This is a genomic window from Antarcticirhabdus aurantiaca, assembly GCF_009765365.1.
Classification (GTDB): domain Bacteria; phylum Pseudomonadota; class Alphaproteobacteria; order Rhizobiales; family Rhizobiaceae; genus Antarcticirhabdus; species Antarcticirhabdus aurantiaca.
This window is the reverse complement of sequence record NZ_VTOM01000004.1, coordinates 126,114-147,341: the sequence shown is the minus strand read 5'-3', so window position 1 is coordinate 147,341 and position 21,228 is coordinate 126,114. Positions and strand designations below refer to the sequence as shown.

The 21,228-nt window shown below is 70.1% G+C and carries 19 protein-coding genes; 10 read left to right on the top strand and 9 right to left on the bottom strand.

The annotated features are described in order from the left end of the window. Positions 1-122: 122 nt before the first annotated feature. Positions 123-1,016, bottom strand: a complete 894-nt coding sequence (locus FZN60_RS06135; RefSeq protein WP_158872183.1) for a hypothetical protein — start codon at positions 1,014-1,016, stop codon at positions 123-125. Between the two features lie 500 nt (positions 1,017-1,516). On the opposite strand from FZN60_RS06135, the gene FZN60_RS06130 reads away from it, so the two are divergent. The 7 genes from FZN60_RS06130 to FZN60_RS06100 all read left to right on the top strand — a co-directional run bounded on the left by FZN60_RS06130 (position 1,517) and on the right by FZN60_RS06100 (position 10,338). Then, positions 1,517-1,960 (top strand): hypothetical protein, encoded by a 444-nt coding sequence (locus FZN60_RS06130; protein WP_158872181.1) that lies wholly within the window; start codon positions 1,517-1,519, stop codon positions 1,958-1,960. Positions 1,961-2,211: 251 nt separating this feature from the next. Then, positions 2,212-2,442 carry a K(+)-transporting ATPase subunit F gene (kdpF, locus tag FZN60_RS29260; protein ID WP_199266496.1) on the top strand — a complete coding sequence of 77 codons (231 nt, stop codon included), beginning with the start codon at positions 2,212-2,214 and terminating at the stop codon, positions 2,440-2,442. A 30-nt stretch (positions 2,443-2,472) separates the two neighbouring features. Continuing rightward, positions 2,473-4,182 carry a potassium-transporting ATPase subunit KdpA gene (gene kdpA, locus FZN60_RS06120; protein ID WP_158872179.1) on the top strand — a complete coding sequence of 570 codons (1,710 nt, stop codon included), beginning with the start codon at positions 2,473-2,475 and terminating at the stop codon, positions 4,180-4,182. A gap of 55 nt (positions 4,183-4,237) precedes the next feature. Beyond that, positions 4,238-6,295 (top strand): potassium-transporting ATPase subunit KdpB, encoded by a 2,058-nt coding sequence (kdpB, locus tag FZN60_RS06115; RefSeq protein WP_158872177.1) that lies wholly within the window; start codon positions 4,238-4,240, stop codon positions 6,293-6,295. 23 nt (positions 6,296-6,318) lie between these two features. Beyond that, complete coding sequence (gene kdpC, locus FZN60_RS06110; RefSeq protein WP_158872175.1) at positions 6,319-6,939, top strand: potassium-transporting ATPase subunit KdpC; 621 nt, start codon at positions 6,319-6,321, stop codon at positions 6,937-6,939. A 49-nt stretch (positions 6,940-6,988) separates the two neighbouring features. Further along, on the top strand, positions 6,989-9,664 hold the full coding sequence (locus FZN60_RS06105; RefSeq protein WP_158872173.1) for a DUF4118 domain-containing protein: 2,676 nt from the start codon (positions 6,989-6,991) through the stop codon (positions 9,662-9,664). Continuing rightward, positions 9,661-10,338 (top strand): response regulator, encoded by a 678-nt coding sequence (locus FZN60_RS06100; protein WP_158872171.1) that lies wholly within the window; start codon positions 9,661-9,663, stop codon positions 10,336-10,338. Before FZN60_RS06105 ends, FZN60_RS06100 begins: the two co-directional genes overlap by 4 nt. Before the next feature lie 78 nt (positions 10,339-10,416). Here the strand turns inward: FZN60_RS06100 and FZN60_RS06095 are convergent, their stop codons facing one another. From FZN60_RS06095 to FZN60_RS06080, 4 genes are all read right to left on the bottom strand, one after another. Further along, the gene (locus FZN60_RS06095; protein ID WP_158872169.1) at positions 10,417-11,748 is read right to left on the bottom strand and encodes an MFS transporter; all 1,332 of its coding nucleotides are present in this window, start codon (positions 11,746-11,748) and stop codon (positions 10,417-10,419) included. 75 nt (positions 11,749-11,823) lie between these two features. Continuing rightward, entirely contained in the window at positions 11,824-12,603 is a 780-nt protein-coding gene (locus tag FZN60_RS06090; protein ID WP_158872167.1) for an SDR family NAD(P)-dependent oxidoreductase, read from the bottom strand. Next, entirely contained in the window at positions 12,600-13,460 is an 861-nt protein-coding gene (locus FZN60_RS06085; protein WP_158872165.1) for a fumarylacetoacetate hydrolase family protein, read from the bottom strand. Before FZN60_RS06085 ends, FZN60_RS06090 begins: the two co-directional genes overlap by 4 nt. Before the next feature lie 22 nt (positions 13,461-13,482). After that, on the bottom strand, positions 13,483-13,914 hold the full coding sequence (locus FZN60_RS06080) for a cupin domain-containing protein (protein WP_158872163.1): 432 nt from the start codon (positions 13,912-13,914) through the stop codon (positions 13,483-13,485). A gap of 162 nt (positions 13,915-14,076) precedes the next feature. On the opposite strand from FZN60_RS06080, the gene FZN60_RS06075 reads away from it, so the two are divergent. Beyond that, positions 14,077-14,598, top strand: coding sequence for a MarR family winged helix-turn-helix transcriptional regulator (locus FZN60_RS06075; protein ID WP_158872161.1), 522 nt, complete (start codon positions 14,077-14,079; stop codon positions 14,596-14,598). On the opposite strand, the gene FZN60_RS06070 is transcribed toward FZN60_RS06075, so the two are convergent. Genes FZN60_RS06070 through FZN60_RS06055 form a run of 4 tightly spaced genes read right to left on the bottom strand, consistent with a single transcriptional unit; the run spans position 14,579 to position 18,507 of the window. Beyond that, entirely contained in the window at positions 14,579-14,983 is a 405-nt protein-coding gene (locus tag FZN60_RS06070; RefSeq protein WP_158872159.1) for a RidA family protein, read from the bottom strand. The genes FZN60_RS06075 and FZN60_RS06070 overlap by 20 nt on opposite strands. Beyond that, positions 14,980-15,393: an acyl-CoA thioesterase gene (locus FZN60_RS06065; protein ID WP_158872157.1), complete on the bottom strand. Its 414-nt coding sequence runs from the start codon at positions 15,391-15,393 to the stop codon at positions 14,980-14,982. Before FZN60_RS06065 ends, FZN60_RS06070 begins: the two co-directional genes overlap by 4 nt. A gap of 10 nt (positions 15,394-15,403) precedes the next feature. Continuing rightward, the gene (locus FZN60_RS06060; RefSeq protein ID WP_158872155.1) at positions 15,404-16,201 is read right to left on the bottom strand and encodes an SDR family NAD(P)-dependent oxidoreductase; all 798 of its coding nucleotides are present in this window, start codon (positions 16,199-16,201) and stop codon (positions 15,404-15,406) included. Beyond that, positions 16,198-18,507, bottom strand: coding sequence for a bifunctional salicylyl-CoA 5-hydroxylase/oxidoreductase (locus FZN60_RS06055; protein ID WP_158872153.1), 2,310 nt, complete (start codon positions 18,505-18,507; stop codon positions 16,198-16,200). Before FZN60_RS06055 ends, FZN60_RS06060 begins: the two co-directional genes overlap by 4 nt. Positions 18,508-18,842: 335 nt before the next feature. On the opposite strand from FZN60_RS06055, the gene FZN60_RS06050 reads away from it, so the two are divergent. After that, the gene (locus FZN60_RS06050; protein WP_158872151.1) at positions 18,843-19,622 is read left to right on the top strand and encodes a cyclase family protein; all 780 of its coding nucleotides are present in this window, start codon (positions 18,843-18,845) and stop codon (positions 19,620-19,622) included. Positions 19,623-19,642: 20 nt separating this feature from the next. Next, positions 19,643-21,226: a phytoene desaturase family protein gene (locus FZN60_RS06045; protein WP_158872149.1), complete on the top strand. Its 1,584-nt coding sequence runs from the start codon at positions 19,643-19,645 to the stop codon at positions 21,224-21,226. The last annotated feature ends 2 nt before the right edge of the window (positions 21,227-21,228 follow it).

Sequence of the window (21,228 nt, the reverse complement as noted above, 5' to 3'; positions counted from 1 at the left end):
GCGAGACGGGATCGAGGCGGCGCCGATCCGGGAGCGGCGTCACGCTGGACGCGCCCTGGGTCGTCGTTAACGCCTCCTGGAGGATGTCCGGCGAGTTGCGATCCGCCTCGCTTGGCGATGCTCTAGAATCCTTGCGTCAGCGCGATGCCGACGACGGGGCCTCCGTAGTCGGCATCCTCGCGGGTCGACCAGTTGCGCTCATAGCCGGCAAAGGCGCCGATCGTGGTCTTCTCCCGGACATCCCAGTCCGAGCCGACCGTGACGCGCAGGCGATCATCCTCGCGCAGGCCATTGTCGTAATCGCGGGCGAAGGTGTTGGCCCGCAGGACGAGGCTCACCTTTTCATCGAGATTGTGCCGGCCGATGAACCGGAACCCGAACTCGTCATAGCTGTACTTGCTGGCTTCGGCATCCCGGCGCTCGTAGTAGGGGATCGCCGTGATGCGGTTGACCGAGTCTTCGGAGCGCCAGTTGTAGGTTCCGTCCAGCAGGAATTCGCCCTGGTCGTAGCCGCGGAACGTGTCCGCGTCGTTCTGCTCGCGGTATCCGCCTCTGACGCGTAGCTGAAGCGTGTTGCGGGGGGCGAGCTGGAGGCGAAGCGCGGATCCCGCGCGCCCTCGGCTGAACACCCAGTCGTGGTCGTCGAGCGCGTGGGTGGCCTCTCCGAAGAAGCGCAGCTCCCGCAGCATGCCGTGATCGAGCTTGATCGCCAGGTATGGATCGGCGTCGAACAACAGCCGGTTGGATTCGGGCGCGTCGTAGAACCGCTCCGCGCTCGTCCCGAACGAGAGGCCGAGAACCCTGTCCTCGTCCAATTCGAAGGTCCGGCTCGCGCTGATGCCGCCGCCGTAGCTCGGCTCGAGACCGCGATTGCTGCCGTCGTCATCGTCGGAACTGGCGGACCGGATGTCGGTATAGGCGGTGCCGACGAACTGCCATGGGTCGGCAGGTGCCGCCTCCAGGGTCCCCACCAAAAGTCCCGCAGTTGCAAGAAACAGAACGGAAGCCGTTCCCATGATGCCTTCCTTTCCATGAAGACAAGGAAGTTGCAGGTGTTTTTGGCGTGATGAACACTGCATGCCGCGCAGAACGTGTCAACCCGATCGCTTCCGGAGTGCAGCCTGGTTTCTAGCTCCCAACCCCTTAGACGGTATAAAAGCTTAGGACGGGAACAATGATGTTAGCCGCTGTATGAGTGGTTTGCTTCGGATCTTGGGTTTCCACCGGCGCGGACGGCAAGTCCTGTGCTCGATGCACCGTCGGCGCAGCCGTGATCCGCGCTCGTGCGGGAAGCCGCCGCGGCCCTTTCCGCATCGAAGCGGCGGGGCGCTGCCGGAGCTGGCCGCGTCCTGGAGGGAGAAGCTGCGAACCGCCTGATGGATCGCGGGCTCCGGCAAGGGGTGAGGCTCTCAACACGCGATGGCGTTCTTGTCATGCCGACGTGATGGTTCGGACAGGCAACCTTTCACGGCTGAACCACTTTGGGGTGCACGAACGCAAACGAAAGTTGACTCCCATGAAGCTCTCCACCCTCCTCGCCGCCACCGTCATCGCCTCCGCGGGTTTCGGCGGCGCCGCTTTCGCTCAGCAGACCTCGGTCAGCCCGACCAACCAAGCCGTTCCGGGATCGGTGAGCCAGGAGAACAATGCCGAGGCGCTGGAGCGCGCCGCCGTGGCCGCGTCGCCGGGCGCACCGGGCGACGCCACGGACCGTCGTCCCGGCTGCTCCAACCCGATCGGCTCGAACGACAGCGGCCTTCAGGCCTGCGAGGAAGCCGAGCGCGCCGCCGTCGCGGCCGGCACGTCGGCTCAGCGCGGCTCGGCCAATCCCGGCGTCGACGCCTCCACCACCAGCTCGACCGGCGGCTACAACCAGAACCCGGTCTCGCTCGACGTGCCGGGATCCTCGACCCTCGAGAACCGCGCCGAGGAGCTGGAGCGCCAGCAGGTCGCCGAGTAAGATCGGCGGTCGCTCCGCAATCCACCTGATGGATCGACAACAGAAGAAGTCCCGGACGGTGTCCGGGACTTTTGCATGTCCGGATCCCGGTATCGTTCGGGATTGGTGACCCGGTCGCCGGCCTCCGAGTATCGCGTCCGGCCTCGCGCCTTGAGCATGCAGACTGAGGCGCGTGACGAAACGGAGCCAGGGCCTCCGGTGCAGTCCGCCCATCGACCGCGCGCCCGCGGGTTCCCTCCGGCGAAATTCGTATGGATCCTTTATGCCGATCGGGTCCACTTGAACGGCGATCCCGAAAGGAGGGCTCGCATGTTCGATTTTCTGTACCTGGCCACGGGGCTGGGCTTCTTCGCCCTGATGGGCGCCTATGCGCGCTGGGCGGGCCGAGCCTGACGATGTTCGATCTCGTTCTCGGCGGCGCCGTCGCGCTCGCTCTCGCCGCATACCTCGTCTTCGCGCTCGTTCGACCCGAGCGGTTCTGACCCATCCGACACTCTGGAAAGGCTCGTGCCATGACCCTTGTCGGCTGGCTGCAAATCCTCGTCATCCTGGCGGCCGTGGTCGCCTTCGCCGTCCCGCTCGGAGCCTACATGTCCAAGGTCTTCGCGGGCGAGCGCACCATCTTGGCGCCCGTTCTCGGACCCGTGGAGCGCGGCGTCCACCGCCTCGCCGGGGTCGACCCCGCGCGGGAGCAGACCTGGCTCGGCTACACGCTGGGCATGCTGGCCTTCAACGCCGGCGGCTTCCTGCTCCTTTATCTCCTCCTGCGCCTGCAGGGCGTCCTGCCGCTGAACCCGCAGGGCTTCCCCGGCCTTTCGCCGCACCTCGCCTTCAACACCGCCGTGTCCTTCGTGACCAACACGAACTGGCAGTCCTACGGCGGCGAGACGACGATGAGCCATCTCAGCCAAATGGCCGGGCTGACGGTCCAGAACTTCCTGTCCGCGGCCACCGGCATGGCCCTCGCCGTCGCGCTGGTGCGGGCCTTCGCCCGATCGGCCGCGCCAACCGTCGGCAACTTCTTCGCCGACATGATCCGGGCGACGCTCTACGTCCTCCTGCCGCTCGCGATCGTGACGGGTCTCTGGCAGGTCGCCATGGGCACGCCGCAGACCCTCGACGCCTCGGTGAGCGTCGAGACCCTCGAAGGGGGCGAGCAGACCCTGGCGCTCGGGCCCGTCGCCTCGCAGCTCGCCATCAAGCAGCTCGGCACCAACGGCGGCGGCTTCTTCAACGCCAATTCCGCCCACCCCTTCGAGAATCCCTCGCCGCTCTCCAACGCCCTGACGATCTGGCAGATGCTCGTCGTTTCGACGGCGCTGGTCTTCGCCTTCGGGCGCCTGATCGGAGACAAGCGGCAGGCGCGTGCCATCCTCGCCACCATGGGGCTCCTGCTCCTTGCCGGCATCGGCCTCTGCTACTGGGCGGAGAGCGCGGGCACGCCCGTTCTCGCGGCCGCCGGGCTCGATCCCGCCGGCGGCAACATGGAGGGCAAGGAGGTCCGCTTCGGCCTCGCCGCCTCGGCCCTCTTCGCGGCGGTCACCACGGGCCTGTCCGACGGTGCGGTGAATGCCATGCACGGCTCGTTCACCCCGATCGGCGGCATGGTGCCGATGGTGCTGATGATGCTCGGCGAGATCCTGCCCGGCGGCGTCGGATCGGGCCTCTACGGCATCCTCGTGATCGCCGTCGTCGCGGTCTTTGTGGCGGGGCTGATGGTCGGGCGCACCCCCGAATATCTCGGCAAGAAGATCGAGGCCAAGGAGATGAAGATGGCCGTTCTCGCCATCCTGATCCTGCCGACCGCGATCCTCGGCTTCTCGGCCCTGTCCGCCGTCCTGCCCGTCGCCCTGTCGGGCCTCGGCAATGCCGGACCGCACGGCCTCTCCGAGATCTACTACGCCTACACCTCGGCGGCGGGAAACAACGGCTCGGCCTTCGGCGGCCTGTCGGCGAACGCGCCCTGGTGGAACACGACGCTCGGGCTCGCCATGCTGCTCGGCCGCTTCGCCTACATCGTGCCGATGATGGCGATCGCCGGCTCGCTCGTCGCCAAGACAAGGCTCGCGCCCTCGGCCGGCACCTTCCCGACCCACGGGCCGCTCTTCGTCGGGCTTCTCGCCGGCATCATCCTGGTCCTCGGCGGCCTCCAGTTCTTCCCCGCGCTGGCCCTCGGCCCCATCGCCGAGCAGGTGCAGATGCTGGCCGGCAAGACCTTCTGAAGGCGCGCCACCCGCGCCTTCCATCTCCCATCCCGCCATCCAGGAACCCATCGCCATGGCTGCAAAAGCCGCCTCCTCGTCCATCGTCCGGCCGGACCTTCTCGGCCGCGCCGCCCTGGACGCCTTCGCCAAGCTCAATCCCGCCGCCCTCATGCGCAATCCGGTGATCTTCGTCACCGAGGTCGTGGCCGCGGTCGTGACCGTCCTCTTCCTGCGCGACCTCCTCGCCGGCAACCCGCTCCTCTTCACCGGCCAGATCACCGCCTGGCTCTGGTTCACCGTGCTCTTCGCCAACTTCGCCGAAGCGATCGCCGAGGGGCGCGGCCGGGCGCAGGCAGACAGCTTGCGCAAGGCGCGCACCGACACGGTGGCCAAGCGGCTGTCCGATCGGGCGAACCGCGCGCAATGGAAGCCGGTCTCCGCCCTCGACCTCAAGGTCGGCGACCACGTGCTGGTGGAAACGGGCGACTTCGTCCCCGGCGACGGCGAGATCGTCGAGGGCATCGCTTCGGTCAACGAAGCCGCCGTCACCGGCGAATCGGCGCCCGTCATCCGCGAGGCCGGCGGCGACCGCTCGGCCGTCACCGGCGGCACGACCGTCGTGTCCGACTGGCTGGTGGTGCGCATCACGGCCGCGCCCGGTTCCTCCTTTCTCGACCGCATGATCGCCCTCGTGGAAGGCGCCGAACGGCAGAAGACGCCCAACGAGCTGGCGCTCACCATCCTCCTCGTCGGCATGACGCTGATCTTCCTCGTCGCCGTCGTCACGCTGACGGGCTTCTCGGCCTATGCCGGCGCGGCGATCTCGGTGCCCGTCCTCGTCGCGCTGCTCGTGACGCTCATCCCGACCACGATCGGCGGCCTCCTGTCGGCGATCGGCATCGCCGGCATGGACCGCCTCATCCGCCACAACGTGCTCGCCATGTCGGGCCGGGCCGTGGAGGCGGCGGGCGACGTCGACACGCTGCTTCTCGACAAGACCGGCACGATCACCTTCGGCAACCGCATGGCCGCCGAGATCGTCGCGGTCCAGGGCGTCACCGACGTCGAGGCCGCGCAGATCGCGGTCCAGGCCTCGCTCGCCGACGAAACGGCGGAAGGGCGCTCGATCCTCGTGCTCGCCCGGGACGCCTACGGCATCGCCGTGCCGGACGCGCAGCCGGCGGGGGTGACCTTCATCCCCTTCTCGGCCGCCACGCGCCTGTCGGGCGTCGATATGGACGGCCGCCGCATCCGCAAGGGCGCGGTGGACGCCGTGCGCCGCTTCGTCCGGGAGAGCGCGGGGCGCGAGGTCGCCGAGCCGGCCGCCTTCACGGCCGCCGTCGAGCGCATCGCCAAGTCCGGCGGCACCCCGCTCGGGCTCGCCGAGAACGGCCGCTTCATCGGCGTCATCCACCTCAAGGACGTGGTGAAGCCCGACATCAAGGAACGCTTCGCGGAGCTCCGCCGCATGGGCATCCGCACCGTCATGGTCACCGGCGACAACCCGGTCACCGCCGCGGCCATCGCGGGGGAGGCCGGCGTCGACGACTTCATCGCGGAGGCGACGCCCCAGGACAAGCTGAACTACATCCGCAACGAGCAGCGCCAGGGCCGGCTGGTCGCCATGTGCGGCGACGGCACCAACGACGCGCCGGCGCTTGCCCAGGCCGATGTCGGCGTCGCCATGCAGACGGGCACGCAGGCCGCGCGCGAGGCCGGCAACATGGTCGACCTCGACAGCGACCCGACCAAGCTCATCGAGATCGTCGGCATCGGCAAGCAGCTCCTGATGACGCGCGGGAGCCTCACGACCTTCTCCATCGCCAACGACGTCGCCAAGTACTTCGCGATCATCCCCGCGCTCTTCATCGCGGCGATCCCCGAACTCGGCGTCCTCAACGTCATGGGGCTGGCGACGCCCGAAAGCGCCATCCTCTCGGCGGTGATCTTCAACGCGCTCGTGATCGTCGCGCTGATCCCGCTGGCGCTCAAGGGCGTGCCCTACCGCGCGATGGGCGCGGCCGCCGTCCTGCGGCGCAACCTCCTCGTCTACGGCCTCGGCGGCATCCTCGTGCCGTTCCTCGGCATCAAGCTCATCGACCTCGCCGTCTCGGCGTTCGGCCTCGCCTGACAGTGGCTTCAAGGACCAGCATCATGCTCTCACAGCTCCGCGCCGCGGCGACGCTCCTCGGCATCCTCACCCTCGTCCTCGGCCTCCTTTATCCGCTGGCCATGACCGCCGTCGCGGGCGCCCTCTGGCCCGCTCAGGCCGGCGGCAGCATCGTGACGCGCGAGGGCCGGCCCGTCGGCTCGGCCCTGATCGGGCAGTCCTTCGCGCAGGCGGGCCACCTCCAGCCGCGTCCCTCCGCGGCCGGGGAGGGCTACGACGCCTCGGCATCGTCCGGCACCAACCTCGCGCCCACCAGCGCCAAGCTCGCCGAGCGCTTGGCCGCGGACGGCGCGGCCCTGAAGACGGCGACGGGCGCGGCCATCCTGCCCGCCGACGCGATCACCACCTCGGGAAGCGGCCTCGACCCGCACGTCTCGCCCGCCTATGCCGAGCTTCAGGTCCCGCGCATCGCGCAGGCGAGAGGCCTTAGCCTGGAGGAGGTCCGGCGCTTGATCGAGGCGAACACGGCCGGGCGCACGCTCGGCATCCTGGGCGAGCCGCGCGTCGACGTTCTGGCCGTCAATCTCGACCTCGACGCGCTCGCGCCGCCCGTCGCCGCCCCGGACGTCTCGACCCCGACGGCCTGGGCGGCGCCGCCGAACTGATCCCCGCCGGGGCGGACATGATGCCTCGGCTCGCCAAGCAGGACGTTGCATGATCAAGGACGATGCGCCCCGCGCTTCACCGGACGCCCTTCTCGGCCAGGCCGAGCGCGAGGGCCGGGGCAAGCTGCGCCTGTTCCTGGGCGCAGCTCCCGGCGTCGGCAAGACCTATGCGATGCTCCAGGCGGCCCGGGCCGCCAAGGCGGGCGGGCGCGACACCCTCGTCGGCATCGTCGAGACGCACGGGCGCGCCGACACGCAGGCCATGCTGGCCGACCTGGAGGTGCTGCCGCGCCGCCTCGTTCCTTACAAGAACCGCCTCATCGCCGAGTTCGACCTCGACGCGGCGCTGAGCCGGGCCCCCTCGCTCCTTCTCGTCGACGAATACGCCCATTCCAACGTCGAGGGCTCGCGCCATCCCAAGCGCTGGCAGGACGTCGCCGAATGCCTGAAGGCCGGGATCGACGTCTGGACGACCATGAACGTGCAGCACGTCGAGAGCCTCAACGACGTGGTGCAGCGCATCACGGGCGTCAGGGTGCGCGAAACGGTGCCCGACACGACGCTGGAGGCGGCCGACGAGATCGTGCTGGTGGACCTGCCCTCGGACGAGCTGATCCGCCGCCTCGCCGAGGGCAAGGTCTATGTCGAGGACATGGCGACCCGCGCCACGCAGAACTTCTTCAAACCCTCCAACCTCACGGCCCTGCGCGAGCTCGCCCTGCGCCAGGTGGCCGCCCAGGTCGATTCCGACCTCGTCGAGCGCATGCAGGGCGGCGCCATCGAGGGTCCGTGGGCGGCCGGCGAGCGGCTTCTCGTCTGCGTCGGCCCGGACGCGCAGGCCGAGCGGCTGGTGCGCGAGGGCAAGCGCCTCGCCGACCTCCTGGACGCGCCCTGGTTCGTGGTCACGATCGAACGCCCGGGCGCGACGCTGGACCAGGCCGCCGCGTCCCGGCTCGACGCGTCCCTGCAGCTGGCCAAGAGCCTGGGGGCGGAGCCGCAGAGCCTCGTCGCCACCGACATTCCGGCGGAGATCCTGCGCTTCTCGCGCTTCGAGAACGTGACCCAGATCGTGGTCGGCAAGGCGCGGTCGCGCCGCTGGCGCGCGCCCTGGACCGAGGGCAACCTCGCCGACGCGCTGGTGCGGCGGGCGAGGGGCGTTTCGGTTCTGGTTCTCACGGAAGGCGAGCCGGCGCCCGCCCCCGCATGGCGCTTGCCCGAGCCCGGCGGCTGGGCCGGCTACGCGGCGGCGGCGGCGAGCGTCGTCCTCGCGACGGCGCTGGGCACCCAGCTCGTCCGCTTCGTGCCGCTGCCCAACGTGTCGATGCTCTACCTCCTCGCCGTTCTCGCGCCCGCCCTTCTCTACGGCGTCTGGGCGGCGATCCTCGCATCCTTCCTGTCGTTCGCGGCCTACAACTTCTTCTTCATCGATCCGGTCGAAACCTTCACCGTCGCCCGGCCGCACGAGCTCCTGGCGCTTGCCGTCTTCCTGATCATCGCCGTCACCATCTCGGCCGTGGCGGGCCAAGCCCGCGAGCAGATGCGCGCCTCGGCGCGGCGCACCCGCGCCGCCCGGCGGCTCTACGCGTTCACGCGCACCCTCTCGGCCCTGCCGGATGCCGGCGCCGTGGCGGATGCCGCCGCGAGCGAGATCAACGCCGCGACCGGGCGGGCGGTGACGATCCTGCGGCCGGACGGAAGCGACCTCGCGATCGCGGCCGCCTGGCCCCCGGACGACCGCCTCGACGTGCCCGCGCGCACCGCCGCGCGATGGGCGCACGAGCACGGCGAGGCCGCCGGCGCGGGCACGCAGACCCTGCCCTCGAGCGGCTGGACCTTTCTGCCGCTCCGCGTGCAGGACAGCCGGGTCGGGGTGCTCGGCATCGAGCGCGCGCCCGGCGCCGACCCGCTCGACGCCGAGGTGCGCACGCTCGCCGCCGCGCTGGCCGAGCAGACCGCCGTCGCCCTGCACCGCGCGCTCCTGTCGACCGAGGTGCGCAGCGCGCGCACGGCGGCCGAGACCGAGCGGGTGCGCAACATCCTCCTCGCCTCGATCAGCCACGACTTCCGCACGCCGCTCGCCTCGATCCTCGGCTCGGCCACGGCGCTCATCGAGTACCGCGACCGCTTGGACGAGGCCTCGCGCGAGGACCTTCTCGCCCAGGTCCGCGACGAGGCCCGCCATCTCGACCAGATGGTCCGAAACCTCCTGTCGATGACGCGCCTCGAAGCCGGCGCGCTCGAAATCAGCCGCACCTGGGTCGACGTCCGCGAGATGCTGGACCGCCTCGTCGACCAGGCGCGCCGACGCGGCGCCACGCAGCGCTTCGTCCTGGATCTGCCCGCGGACCCCGTGCTCGCCTTCGCGGATGGCACGCTTCTCGACCAGGCGGTCGGCAACGTCGTGAACAACGCGGTGAAGCACGCGGGCGCAGGCGCGAGCGTGACGCTGGTGGCTCGCGCGCAGGCCGGGGGCGTGACGATCGAGATCGCCGACGACGGGCCGGGAATTCCGGAGGAGCTGCGCGCCCAGGTCTTCGAGAAGTTCGCAAGGCTTCGGACATCGAGCGCCGACGGCGGCGACAGCGCCGGCCTCGGCCTCGCGATCAGCAAGGGCATCGTGGAGGCGCATGGCGGCACGGTGGAGCTGCTGCCGCCCGACGCGACGCGTCCGCACGGCGCCGCCTTCCGCATCCGCCTGCCGTCCGAACCCGGAACAAGCGCATGACCCAACAGACCGTCCTCGTCGTCGACGACGAGCTCGCCATCCATCGCTTCCTCAAGCCGGCGCTGACCGCGGAAGGCTACCGCGTCGTCCAGGCGATGACGGGGGCGGAAGCCCTGCGGCTCGCGGCGGAGGCGCGCCCGGACGCCGTCGTCCTCGATCTCGGCCTGCCCGATCTCGACGGCAAGGAGGTCATCCAGCGCCTGCGCCGCACCTCGCAGGTGCCGATCGTCGTCCTGTCCGCGCGCGACCGCGAGTTCGAAAAGGTGCGCGCGCTGGATCTCGGCGCCGACGACTACGTCGAGAAGCCGTTCGGGGTCGGCGAGCTGATGGCGCGGCTGCGGGTCGCCCTGCGGCATGCCAAGCCCTCGCCGGACGACGGGATGCTGAGATCGGGACGCGTCGAGGTCGATCTCGGCGCGCACATCGTGCGGAAGGCCGGCCGCGAGGTGCGCCTGACACGGCGCGAGTTCGACGTCCTCGTCGCCCTGATGCGCCACGTCGGCAAGGTGGTGACCCATTCGCAGCTTCTGCGCGAGGTCTGGGGAGCGGCCACCGACGGCAACACGCAGTACCTGCGCGTCTATGTCGGCCAGCTCCGGCAGAAGCTCGAGGACGATCCGGCGGCCCCCCGGCTGATCCTCACCGAGCCCGGCATCGGCTACCGCCTGGTCTGAGAATGGAGGGTCGGCGAGGCGCTATGCGGCGAGGCGGCTCTGCCGGCCCGCCGCATCGTTCTTTGGGAGCCGCCGCGGTCAGCCTGCCTTTCGGGAGAGAGCCAAAGGCCTGGTCGGGATCGCCGCCGTGGCCAGCGCGGCGACGAGGCCGACGAGGGCGAAGGCGTAGAAGTTCCAGTTCGGATGGACGCCCAGAGCCGCGACGGTGCCCCCGAGCAGGGGCCCGCAGAAGGCGCCGATCCGCGCGAAGGACAAGGCCCAGCCGGTGCCGCCCGCCCGGACCCGCGGATCGAGGTAGCCCGCGAGGTAGCCGGTCAGGATGAGCGAGCTCGACACGCTGCCGAAGCCGGCGACCGCGACGAACAGGTAGTTCAGCCAGATCGAGCCCTTCAGCGACAGGGCCGCGATGCCCGCGGCGCCGAGAACATAGGCCAGGAACACGGTGAGACGAACGCCGAAGCGGTCGGCGAGGCGGCCGAGCAGGATTCCGCCGATCGCCGAGGTGAACGAGAAGACCGCGAGGAACAGCAGGCTGTCGCCGAGCTCGTAGCCGCTGCGGCGCATGATCTGCGGCAGCCATTGACCGAGGCCGTAGACGAGGAGCAGACCCATGAACAGGGCGATCCAGAAGGCGATCGTGGCGCGGGCGTTGCGGGGCGCGAAGATCTCCGCCAGCACGCCTCGCCAACCGACGGCCTCGGCGCCGCGGCTGCGGACCGGCGGCACCGGCAGCCCGAGCTTCGCCGCGAGCTCCCGCGCCTTGAGCGTGCGGCCCTTCTCCACCAGGAATTCCAGCGACTCCGGGAGCCGCCAGATCATCAGCGGCACCGCGAGAACGGGAAGGGCTCCGATGAGCACCACCCAGCGCCAGCCATGCTCTTCCAGGATGCTCCGGCCGACCAGCGCCGCGGCGAGGATGCCGAGCGAATAGCCCGAATACATCAGGCCGTAGTTGAGGCTGCGCCGATGCGGGGGCGAGTACTCGATCGTCAGGGCCGCGGCGATCGGGATGATGCCCCCGAGCCCGAGGCCTGCGACGAAGCGCGAGATGCCGAAGGCGAGGGGCGTGGGCGCGAGCGACGTCGCGGCCATGCAGAGCGTGAACAGCGACAGGCAGGCGACGAACAGCGGCTTGCGGCCGTAGATGTCGCTGAGCGTGCCGATGAGCAGCCCGCCGATCAGCATGCCGAGAACGGTGTAGCTGCCGAGCGCGCCGAGCTCGATGGGCGACAGGTCCCAGCCCGGTTCGGCCGCGAGCGCCGGCAGCACGGCGCCGAGGACGCCGACATCGTAGCCTTCGGCGAAGATCGCGAACCAGCACAGGATCAGGACGACGGTGCTGGTGCGTCGGGCTGGGCCGGGCCAAGCGGTTGCGGGCGCCTCGGTCGCGTCGGACGGGGAGGATGCCATGGCGGCCTTTCCTGCGCTGGCTGGAACTGGGGAGCGGCGCCCGACGCCGAAATGCCGCCGGGCGCGACTGGCGCTTCAGTAGATGCCGGTCTCGGTCGCGACGCGGCGGTAGGCGGCGCCGGCGGTGAAGCCGCCGTCGATCACGAAGTCCTCGCCGGTGATGAAGCTCGACGCGTCGCTCACGAGGAAGAGGACGAGCTCGGCGATCTCCTCCGGGGTGCCCGCGCGCTTCATCGGGGTGATGCCGATCATCGGCCGGAGGTGCGGGCTGTCCTTGTTGAGGCCGGTCACGACGAGGCCGGGGCAGACCGCGTTGACGCGGATGTTCTTCTCCGCGAACTCCATCGCCGACGAGCGCGTGAGGCCGCGAAGGCCCCATTTCGAGGCGGTGTAGGCCGGATCGTAATGGCCGGAAAAGGCGCTGTTCGAGGAGATGTTGACGATCGAGCCGCCGCCCGTCTCGGCCATCAGCGCCACGCTCGCGCGGATGCCGAGGAAGGCGCCGGTGAGGTTGACGTCGATCACCCGGCGCCAGGCCTCTGCTTCCGTCGAGGCGACCGTCGAGCGGTTGATGATGCCGGCATTGTTGACGAGGACGTCGAGCCGACCGGTCCATTCGCGGCAGGCCTCGACGGCCGCCGACCAGTGCGCCGGATCGGTCACGTCGAGCGCCATGAAGCGGGCCTGCAGCCCTTCGGCCACCAGGGCCGCGGCGTGGGCCTCGCCTTCGGCTTCGAGCACGTCGCCGATCAGCACCGATGCGCCCTCGCGGGCCAGCAGCGCCGCTTCCGCGGCCCCCTGGCCGCGCCCGCCGCCGGTGACGATGGCGGTGCGCCCTTCGAGGCGGCGGCTCATGCGGGCCTCCGCTCGCGCGCTTCGACCGTGCGCTGGCGCTGCTCGCCGAGCCCTTCGATGCCGAGGCGCATCTCCTGGCCGGGTTTGAGGAAGACCGGCGGCTTCATTCCCATGCCGACGCCCGGCGGGGTCCCCGTCGCGATGACGTCGCCCGGCTCCAGCGTCATGAACTGCGACAGGTAGGAGACGAGGTGCGCGACGCCGAAGATCATGGTGCGCGTGTTGCCGGTCTGGCGCCGTGACCCGTCGACGTCGAGCCAGAGGTCGAGCGCCTGCGGGTCCGCCACCTCGTCCGCCGTGACCAGCCAGGGGCCGGTCGGCCCGAAGGTGTCGTGGCTCTTGCCCTTGGTCCACTGTCCGCCGCGCTCGGACTGGAAGGCGCGCTCGGACACGTCGTTGATCACGCAGTAGCCGGCGACGTGGTTGAGGGCGTCGGCCTCCGGGACGTACTTGGCGACGCTCCCGATGACGACGCCGAGCTCGACCTCCCAGTCGGTCTTCGCCGAGCCGCGCGGGATCTCGACGTCGTCGTTCGGGCCGCAGAAGGCGCTCGTCGCCTTCATGAAGATGATCGGCTCGGGCGGGGGCTCCTTGCCGGTCTCGCGGGCGTGGTCGGCGTAGTTGAGGCCGATGCAGATGAACTTGCCCGGCCGGGGCACGCAAGGGCCGATCCGCGCATCCGCGGGTGCGAGCGGCAGGCTCGCCGGGTCGATGGCGGCGAGGCGCGCCAGCGAGGCGGGCGACAGCGCGGCGCCGTCGAAGTCGGTGACCACCGAGGACAGGTCGCGCACCGCACCGTGGGCGTCGAGGAGGCCGGGCCGCTCGCGGCCGGGCTCGCCGAAACGAAGAAGCTTCATGGGGTTCTGGCTCCCGTTCGTCTCAGCGGGCGGGCGGCACGTAGCCGACGAGGGTCTCGTCCGGCACGTCCTCGAGGTTGACGACGATGTTGTCGGGCGTCCGGCAGGTCATCCAGACCAGCTCGTCCGTGGTCGACATGTTGACCTCGACATGCGGCATAAAGGGCGGCACGAAGACGAAGTCGCCCTCGACCATGTCGATGAACTCCTCGTAGTTCTCGCCCCAGTAGATGCGCCCCTTGCCCTTCAGGACGTAGCCGCCGGTCTCCGCCTCGCCGTGGTGGTGGGGCAGCGAGCGGTAGCCCGGCTCGTTCGACACCTTGCCGAACCAGATCTTGGTGGCCGGCGTGTGCTGCGGGCTGACGCCGGAGATGCGCTTGGCGCCGCCGGACTGGCCGGTGCCGGCGTGCTCCTGGTCCTTGCGCGTGACGATGGGCTTGACCGATGCGGGCATGAGCGGGTCCTCCGGGAGATCGTGCGGCGCGTTCAGCCGCCTGGCGGGGAAGGCTTCCCCAGATTAGTTTAAGTGTCAAGTAATGGCGGGCGGACCCGCCGGCTTGGCGGGCCGGCCGCTTGCTGGCATGAGGGACGGGCACAAGCGGAAGGCGATGCGGGAATGAGCGGCGCGAAGGTCTGGATCGACGCGGAAACCAAGATCGCCGACGCGCAGGGCGACGAGCACGACCAGCTCCGTCTCTGGCTGCGGCTGTTCAGCGTGGCGCGGCTGATCGAGAACGAGGTGCGCCGGCGCCTCCTCCAGGAGTTCGATACGACCTTTCCGCGCTTCGACATCCTGTCGCAGATCGAGCGCGTGCCGGACGGGCTGAACCTCGGCGAGCTGTCGCAGCGCCTCATGGTCTCGCCGGGCAACATCACCTCCGTGATCAAGCGCCTCGCCGAGGACGGCTGGATCGTGCGCGAGCAGAACCCGGCCGACCGCCGCGAGAGCTTCATCCGCATGACGCCGAAAGGGCGCGCGAGCTTCGCGAAGATGGCGACGGCCCACGAGGGCTGGATCCGCTCGCTGACCGCCGGCCTCGATCCGGCCGAGACGCGCCAGATGCTCGGCCTCCTGCGCAAGATGAAGGGCTCGGCGCGCGGCGCCCTCGATGGCGCGCCTACGCCGCCTCCGGAATGACGGCGAGCGCCACGATCTCGACCTTGGCGCGGTCCTCCATCAGCGCCACGACCTGGACGGCGGCCATGGGCGGGAAGTGACGGCCGATCACGTCGCGATAGACCCGGCCGATCTCCCGCAAGCTGCCGCGATAGGCGTCGCGGTCGGTGAAGTACCAGGTGATCTGGACGATGTGCTCCGGCTTCGCGCCGCCTGTCGCGAGAACGGCGACGACGTTTCGCAGCGCCTGTTCGACCTGGCGGACGAAGTCGTCGGTCTGGAAGGTGCAGGTCTCGTCCCAGCCGACCTGACCGCCGACCTGAAGAACGGTTCCCTTGGCGAGGATGCCGTTGGAATAGCCGATTGGCTTGGCCCAGCCATCGGGCTGGAGGATCTGGTGGGTCATGCCGCGGGCTCCAGGTAGCGGTTGAGGCCTTCGCGCACGTCGTCCGGCCAGGGCGTCGACTTGTGATCTTCGAGGGACGTCGCGACGATGCGCTGGCGGATCGTCCAGATGGTCTCGCCGCGCACCGTCACCACCGTTTCGAGGTCGAGCGAGGCGCGGCCGACATTGCGCACGTGCACCGCGAAGTCGAGAACATCGCCGTAGGTCGAGGGGCGCTTGAACTCGACGTTCATCGTCACCGTCGGCAGGCCGATGCGGCGCTCGAACATCAACTCCTTCCAGGTGACGCCGAGGCTCGCGAACATCGCCTCGTTCACGTCGACCAGCATGGAGAAGTAGGCCGGGTGATAGGCGATGCCGGTGAGGTCGCAGTCCCCGAAGCGCAGGGGCTTGGATTGAGTGAAGGGCATGGACGATCCTTTATCCGGCCATGACCTCGCCGCCGGAGACGGCGATGGCCTGGCCCGTGACGGCGGAGGATGAGGGAAGCGCGAGCCAGAGCACGGCGTCGGCCACCTCCTGCGGGGTGACCAGCCGGCCTTGCGGGTTGGCGCGGGTGAACTCGGCCAGGGCCTGCTCGGGGCTGCGGCCGGTCTTGGCGACGATCGTCTCGATGGCCTCGGCGATGATCGGCGTGTCGGTGAAGCCGGGGCAGACGGCGTTGACGGTGACGCCGGTCTTCGCCAGCTCCAGGGCGAGCGCCCGCGTCAGCCCGACGACGCCGTGCTTGGCGGCGCAATAGGCGGAGACGTAGGCGTAGCCGGTGAGGCCGGCGGTCGAGGCGACGTTGACGACGCGCCCGCCGGGCGCGGAGGCCCTGATGTCGGGCAGCGCCCCTTGCGTGACGTTGAAGACGCCGGTGAGGTCGACCGCCAGGACGCGCGACCAGGTCTCGAAGCTCGTCTTCTCGAAGGGGGCGCTCGGCGCCTCGCCGGCATTGTTGACGAGGATCGCGACCGGGCCGAAGGCGGCCCGGGCGGCGGCGAGGCCCGCCTCGATGGCGGCGCGGTCGGTGACGTCGAAGCCGGGTGCGACGAACGCGCGTCCCTCGCCGATCCGCTCCGCCACGACGCGCAGCGGCGCCTCCCGGCGGCCGGCCAGGGTCACGCGCGCGCCGGCCGCCGCCAGCGCTTGCGCGATCGCCGCGCCGATGCCGGAGCCGGCGCCCGTGACGAGCGCGTGGCGGCCCGCGAGGGGGCCTGTCGCCTCCGCGCTCACTGCGCGGCCGCCCGTTCGAGGTTGGTCTCGTACTGGCGCTTGGCCGAGGCGTACTGCCTGGGCCAGGCGACCTCGCGGATGCCGATCTTGGCCGCCTCGTGCAGCGCCCAGGCGGGGTTGGCGAGGTGGGGCCGCGCGACGGCGCAAAGGTCGGCCCGGCCCGCCGCGATGATCGAGTTGGCGTGGTCGGCCTCCGAGATCGCGCCGACCGCGATGGTCGGGATGCCGATCTCGTTGCGGATCTTGTCGGAGAAGGGCGTCTGGAAGAGGCGCCCGTAGACCGGCTTCTCCTCCTTCCACACCTGGCCCGAGGAGCAGTCGATCATGTCGGCGCCGGCGTCCTTGAACATCGCCGCGAAGATGGCCGCGTCGTCCGGCGTGTTGCCGCCCTCCGTCCAGTCATGGGCCGACAGGCGCACCGAGATCGGCCGGTCCGCCGGCCAGGCTTCGCGCACCGCGCGGAACACTTCGAGCGGATAGCGCGCCCGGTTCTCGTGCCCGCCGCCGTATTCGTCCTCGCGCTTGTTGGTCAGCGGCGACAGGAAGGAGGAGAGAAGGTAGCCGTGGGCGCAGTGCAGCTCCAGCCAGTCGACGCCGGCCTCGGCCGCCCGGCGCGTCGCCGCGACGAAATCGGCGAGCACCCGGTCCATGTCGGCCCGGTCCATGGCCTTCGGCACGGCGGAATGCTTGAGGTAGGGCAGGGCCGAGGCCGAGAACAGCGGCCAGTGGCCCTCTTCCAGCGGCTCGTCGATGCCCTCCCAGGCGAGGCGCGTCGCGCCCTTGCGGCCGGCATGGCCGAGCTGGATGCCGAGCTTGGCGTCGGTGTTCTCGTGGACGAAGGCGGCGAGGCGGCGCCAGGACGCCGCCTGGGTCTCGTTCCATAGGCCGAGGCAGCCCGGCGTGATGCGCGCGTCGGGCGAGACGCAGGTCATCTCGGCGAAGACCAGGGCCGCGCCGCCCATGGCGCGCGAGCCCAGATGCACGAGGTGGAAGTCGTCGATGAGCCCGTCCTTCGCCGAATACATCGCCATCGGCGAGACGACGATGCGGTTCTTCAAGGTCACGCCGCGGATGGAATAGGGGGTGAGCATCGGCGGGAGCGGCCGCTCGCCTGGCTTTGCCGGCACGCCCGCCTGCGCGGCGAACCAGCGCTCGTAGCCTTCCAGCCATTGCGGATCGCGCAGGCGCAGGTTCTCGTGGCTGATGCGCTGCGAGCGCGTCAGCATGGAGTACATGAACTGCTCGGGGGGCAGGGTGTCGGCATAGCGCTCGCCCACCACCTCGAACCATTCCATGGCGTTGCGCGCCGCGTTCTGGATGCGCGCGACGTCGACGCGGCGGATCGCCTCGTAGTCGGACAGCACCGCTGGAATCGCATCGGCCGAGTGGCCGTGGGCGTCGAACTGGCGCGTCAGCTCGATCGCGTCCTCCAGGGCGAGCTTGGTGCCCGAACCGATGGCGAAGTGGGCGGTGTGCGCGGCATCGCCCATCAGGACGACGTGGGAGCGGCCGTTGAAGTGGCTCCAATGACCGCAGATGAGGCGCGAGAAGTTCAGCCAGGCCGAACCGCGGAGGTGGCGCGCATTCGTCATCAGCGGCGCGCCCTCCAGCGTCTCGGCGAAGAGGGTCTGGCAGAAGTCGATCGACTCGTCCTGGCTCATCGCGTCGAGGCCGTGCGCCTTGTAGGCGGACTCGGTCGTCTCGACGATGAAGGTCGAGGTCGTCTCGTCGAACTTGTAGACGTGGGCCTGGAACCAGCCGTGCTCGGTCTTGCGGAAGTCGAAGGTGAAGGCGTCGAAGAGCTTGTTGGTGCCCAGCCACACGAAGCGGTTCGGCCGCACGGCGAGATCGGGCTCGAAGACGTCCGCGTACTTGTTGCGGATCTTCGAGTTGAAGCCGTCCGAGGCGATCACGAGATCGGCGTCGGGGAACTCCTCGTCGCTGCCGACCTCGGTCTCGAAGCGCAGCTCGACGCCGAGCGCCTCGCAGCGCGCCTGGAGGATGTTGAGGAGCTTGCGGCGGCCGATGCCGACGAAGCCGTGGCCGGTGGTGCGCTGGCGCGTGCCCTTGAAGACGAGCTCGATGTCGTCCCAATGGTTGAAGGCGTCCTCGATCTCAGCCGCGGTCTCCGGGTCCCATTTGCGCATGGCGACCATGGTCGCGTCGGAGAAGACGACGCCCCAGCCGAACGTGTCGTAGGGCCGATTGCGCTCGACCACGGTCACGACGTGCTCCGGATGGCTCTTCTTCATCAGGAGGGCGAAGTAGAGGCCCGCCGGACCTCCGCCGATGCAGACGATGCGCATGGACAGCCCCTTCATGGGCGGCGGCGAGCCGGCGCCTCGATATGATTTAGGTCTAAACTAATATGCCGCGGACGCCGCGGTCAAGCCCGCCCGCTGCACGCTCCGATATCGGCATCTGCATGAGGCCGGATGTGCCCGGATCCGCCCGCCGCCGCGACCTGCGCCGGATTTTCGGCACGCTGCGCCGGAAAGCGGCAGCGCCCGCCGCGAAGATCGGCAATCCGCCCCCTCGCGGATGCTTGCATTTTCATTGATCGCTGGTCATCCTCCCTCCCATGCGGCGATGCCGGGACCCCTGCGGCCGCTCGTTCCCCAAAGGGTTGAAGGACCGCTCCATGCCTGCCGCCGAAAGCTTGTCCGCCGTCGCCTCCGCCATCGCCTCGGGCGCCATCGAGGTCGTCGACCTCACCGCCCCGCTCGGCCCCGACACGCCGGTCCTCTACCTGCCGCCGGAGTTCGGCCGGAACACGCCGCGCTTCAAGATGAACGAGATCTCCGCCTACGACGCCAACGGGCCCTGGTGGGCCTGGGGCTGGATGGAGCTCGGCGAGCACACCGGCACCCACTTCGACGCGCCCGCCCATTGGATCTCCGGCCGCGACCGGCCCGACAACACCACGGACAAGCTGCCGGCCAAGGACTTCGTCGCGCCGGTCTACGTGATCGACTGCTCGAAGGAGGTCGCCGCCGATCCCGACTTCGTCCTGACCAAGGAAGGCGTCCAGGCCTGGGAGGTCGAGCATGGCGAAATTCCCGCCGGCGCCTGGGTCTTCATGCGCTCCGACTGGTATCCGCGCAATTCGTCGAGCGAGACCTTCCTGAACGGCGGCCACACGCCCGGCCCGAGCGTCGACTGCATCCGCTATCTCGTCGAGAAGAACGTCCTCGGCTGGGGCAACGAGTGCGTGGGCACCGATGCCGGCATGGCTCATTCCTTCGACCCGCCCTTCCCGGCCCATCACCTCCTCCTGGAGCAGGGCCGCTACGGCCTTGCCAGCCTCGTCAACCTCGACAAGCTGCCGGCGACCGGCGCGCTCGTCGTCGCGACGCCGCTGAAGATCGTCGGCGGCACGGGCAGCCCCGTGCGCGTCATCGCGCTCGTTCCGAAGACCTGACGGTCGGGCGGGTGGCGCCCATGGCGGGTGAGGCGGACTACGTCGTCGTCGGCAGCGGCATCAACGGGCTGGTGGCGGCGAGCCTCCTCGCCAGGCGCGGCCGCAAGGTGATCCTTCTGGAGCGGAACGACCGTCTGGGCGGCTGCATCCGCACCGAGGCGATCACCGAGCCCGGCTTCGTCCACGACGTGATGGCGACGACTTTCGTCCTCTTCACCACCTCGCCCGCCTATGCGCTGCTCAAGGACGATCTGGCGGCGCGGGGTCTCTCCTTCGCCGACAGCTTTTATCCGACCGGCGTCCTCCTGCCGGACGGGCGCCACGCGATCCTGTCGCGCGAGCGGAGCGAGAACCGTTCGCGCCTGGAAGCGCTGGCGGCTGGGGACGGCGCCGCCTTCGGCGCCGACATGGACGCCTTCGCCGGCAATGCCGGCTTCGTCTTCGCGCTGCTCGGCGGCGCGCTCTGGACGCGCGCGACCCTGAAGACGGTCGGGCGCGAGATCCTGCGCCGAGGGCCGCGGGGGCTCGCGGCCTTCTTCGGCGAGTCGATGGTCAACGCCCGGGCGCATCTGGAGACGACCTACGCCTCCGAGGAAGCCCGCGCGCTCTTCGCGCCCTGGGTCCTTCATGCCGGGCTCGGGCCGGAAGCGGCCTTTTCCGGCGAGATGGTCCGGGTCATCGGCTTCGCGCTGGAGGCGGCGGGCGCGCCGGTCGTCAAGGGCGGCGCGGAGGCGATCCTCACCGCCTTCCGCCGGCTGATCGAGGATCATGGCGGCGAGATCCGCACGAACGCCGACGTGGAGGCGGTGACGCGCGACACCAAGGGCGCGGCAAACGGCGTGCGCCTGGCCGGCGGCGAGGCGATCCGCGCCCGCGTCGGTGTCATCTGCTCGCTCGCGCCCGACCAGCTTTATCGCCGCCTCCTGCCGGAGGCGGAGCTGCCGGCGGATCTCGCGCGCAGCCTCAAGCGCTACCGCCACGGCAAGGGCAACATGCAGGTCCACTACGCCCTGTCGCGACCGCCGCGCTGGCCGAGCGAAGAGCTGGGACAGGTCGCGCTCCTGCACCTGACGCCCGGCCTCGACGGCGTTTCGCGCGCGGTCAACGAGGCCGAGCGGGGCCTGCTCCCGGCCGAGCCGACGATCTGCGTCGGGCAGCCGGCCATGCTCGACCCGAGCCGGGCGCCCGACGGCGCCTCGATCCTCTGGCTGCAGCTGCCCGAAACGCCGCGCCGGGTGAAGGGCGACGCTGCCGGCACCATTCCCGTGCCGGCCGACGGGCGCTGGACGCCGGCGCTTCGCGAGGCTTATGCCGACCGGATCGAAGCGATCCTCGCGTCCCATATCGAGGATTTCCGCGACAGCGTTCTGAAGCGCGTCAGCTACGCGCCGGCGGACCTCGAGGCGATGAACGTCAACCTCGTCGGCGGCGATCCCTACGGGGGCTCCTGCGGCATCGACCAGTTTTTCCTCTGGCGGCCCTTCAAGACCTCGGTTAATCACCGCACCCACGTGCCCAAGCTCTACCATATCGGAGCCTCCACCCATCCCGGGCCGGGGCTCGGCGCAGGCTCGGGCTTCGCTCTGGCGCAAACCCTGAGGTAGCC

Coding starts and splice junctions, on each gene's coding strand:
- FZN60_RS06135 (WP_158872183.1), bottom strand. CDS start 1,016: ATGGGAACGGCTTCCGTTCTGTTTCTTGCAACTGCGGGACTTTTGGTG.
- FZN60_RS06130 (WP_158872181.1), top strand. CDS start 1,517: ATGAAGCTCTCCACCCTCCTCGCCGCCACCGTCATCGCCTCCGCGGGT.
- kdpF (WP_199266496.1), top strand. CDS start 2,212: ATGGATCCTTTATGCCGATCGGGTCCACTTGAACGGCGATCCCGAAAG.
- kdpA (WP_158872179.1), top strand. CDS start 2,473: ATGACCCTTGTCGGCTGGCTGCAAATCCTCGTCATCCTGGCGGCCGTG.
- kdpB (WP_158872177.1), top strand. CDS start 4,238: ATGGCTGCAAAAGCCGCCTCCTCGTCCATCGTCCGGCCGGACCTTCTC.
- kdpC (WP_158872175.1), top strand. CDS start 6,319: ATGCTCTCACAGCTCCGCGCCGCGGCGACGCTCCTCGGCATCCTCACC.
- FZN60_RS06105 (WP_158872173.1), top strand. CDS start 6,989: ATGATCAAGGACGATGCGCCCCGCGCTTCACCGGACGCCCTTCTCGGC.
- FZN60_RS06100 (WP_158872171.1), top strand. CDS start 9,661: ATGACCCAACAGACCGTCCTCGTCGTCGACGACGAGCTCGCCATCCAT.
- FZN60_RS06095 (WP_158872169.1), bottom strand. CDS start 11,748: ATGGCATCCTCCCCGTCCGACGCGACCGAGGCGCCCGCAACCGCTTGG.
- FZN60_RS06090 (WP_158872167.1), bottom strand. CDS start 12,603: ATGAGCCGCCGCCTCGAAGGGCGCACCGCCATCGTCACCGGCGGCGGG.
- FZN60_RS06085 (WP_158872165.1), bottom strand. CDS start 13,460: ATGAAGCTTCTTCGTTTCGGCGAGCCCGGCCGCGAGCGGCCCGGCCTC.
- FZN60_RS06080 (WP_158872163.1), bottom strand. CDS start 13,914: ATGCCCGCATCGGTCAAGCCCATCGTCACGCGCAAGGACCAGGAGCAC.
- FZN60_RS06075 (WP_158872161.1), top strand. CDS start 14,077: ATGAGCGGCGCGAAGGTCTGGATCGACGCGGAAACCAAGATCGCCGAC.
- FZN60_RS06070 (WP_158872159.1), bottom strand. CDS start 14,983: ATGACCCACCAGATCCTCCAGCCCGATGGCTGGGCCAAGCCAATCGGC.
- FZN60_RS06065 (WP_158872157.1), bottom strand. CDS start 15,393: ATGCCCTTCACTCAATCCAAGCCCCTGCGCTTCGGGGACTGCGACCTC.
- FZN60_RS06055 (WP_158872153.1), bottom strand. CDS start 18,507: ATGCGCATCGTCTGCATCGGCGGAGGTCCGGCGGGCCTCTACTTCGCC.
- FZN60_RS06050 (WP_158872151.1), top strand. CDS start 18,843: ATGCCTGCCGCCGAAAGCTTGTCCGCCGTCGCCTCCGCCATCGCCTCG.
- FZN60_RS06045 (WP_158872149.1), top strand. CDS start 19,643: ATGGCGGGTGAGGCGGACTACGTCGTCGTCGGCAGCGGCATCAACGGG.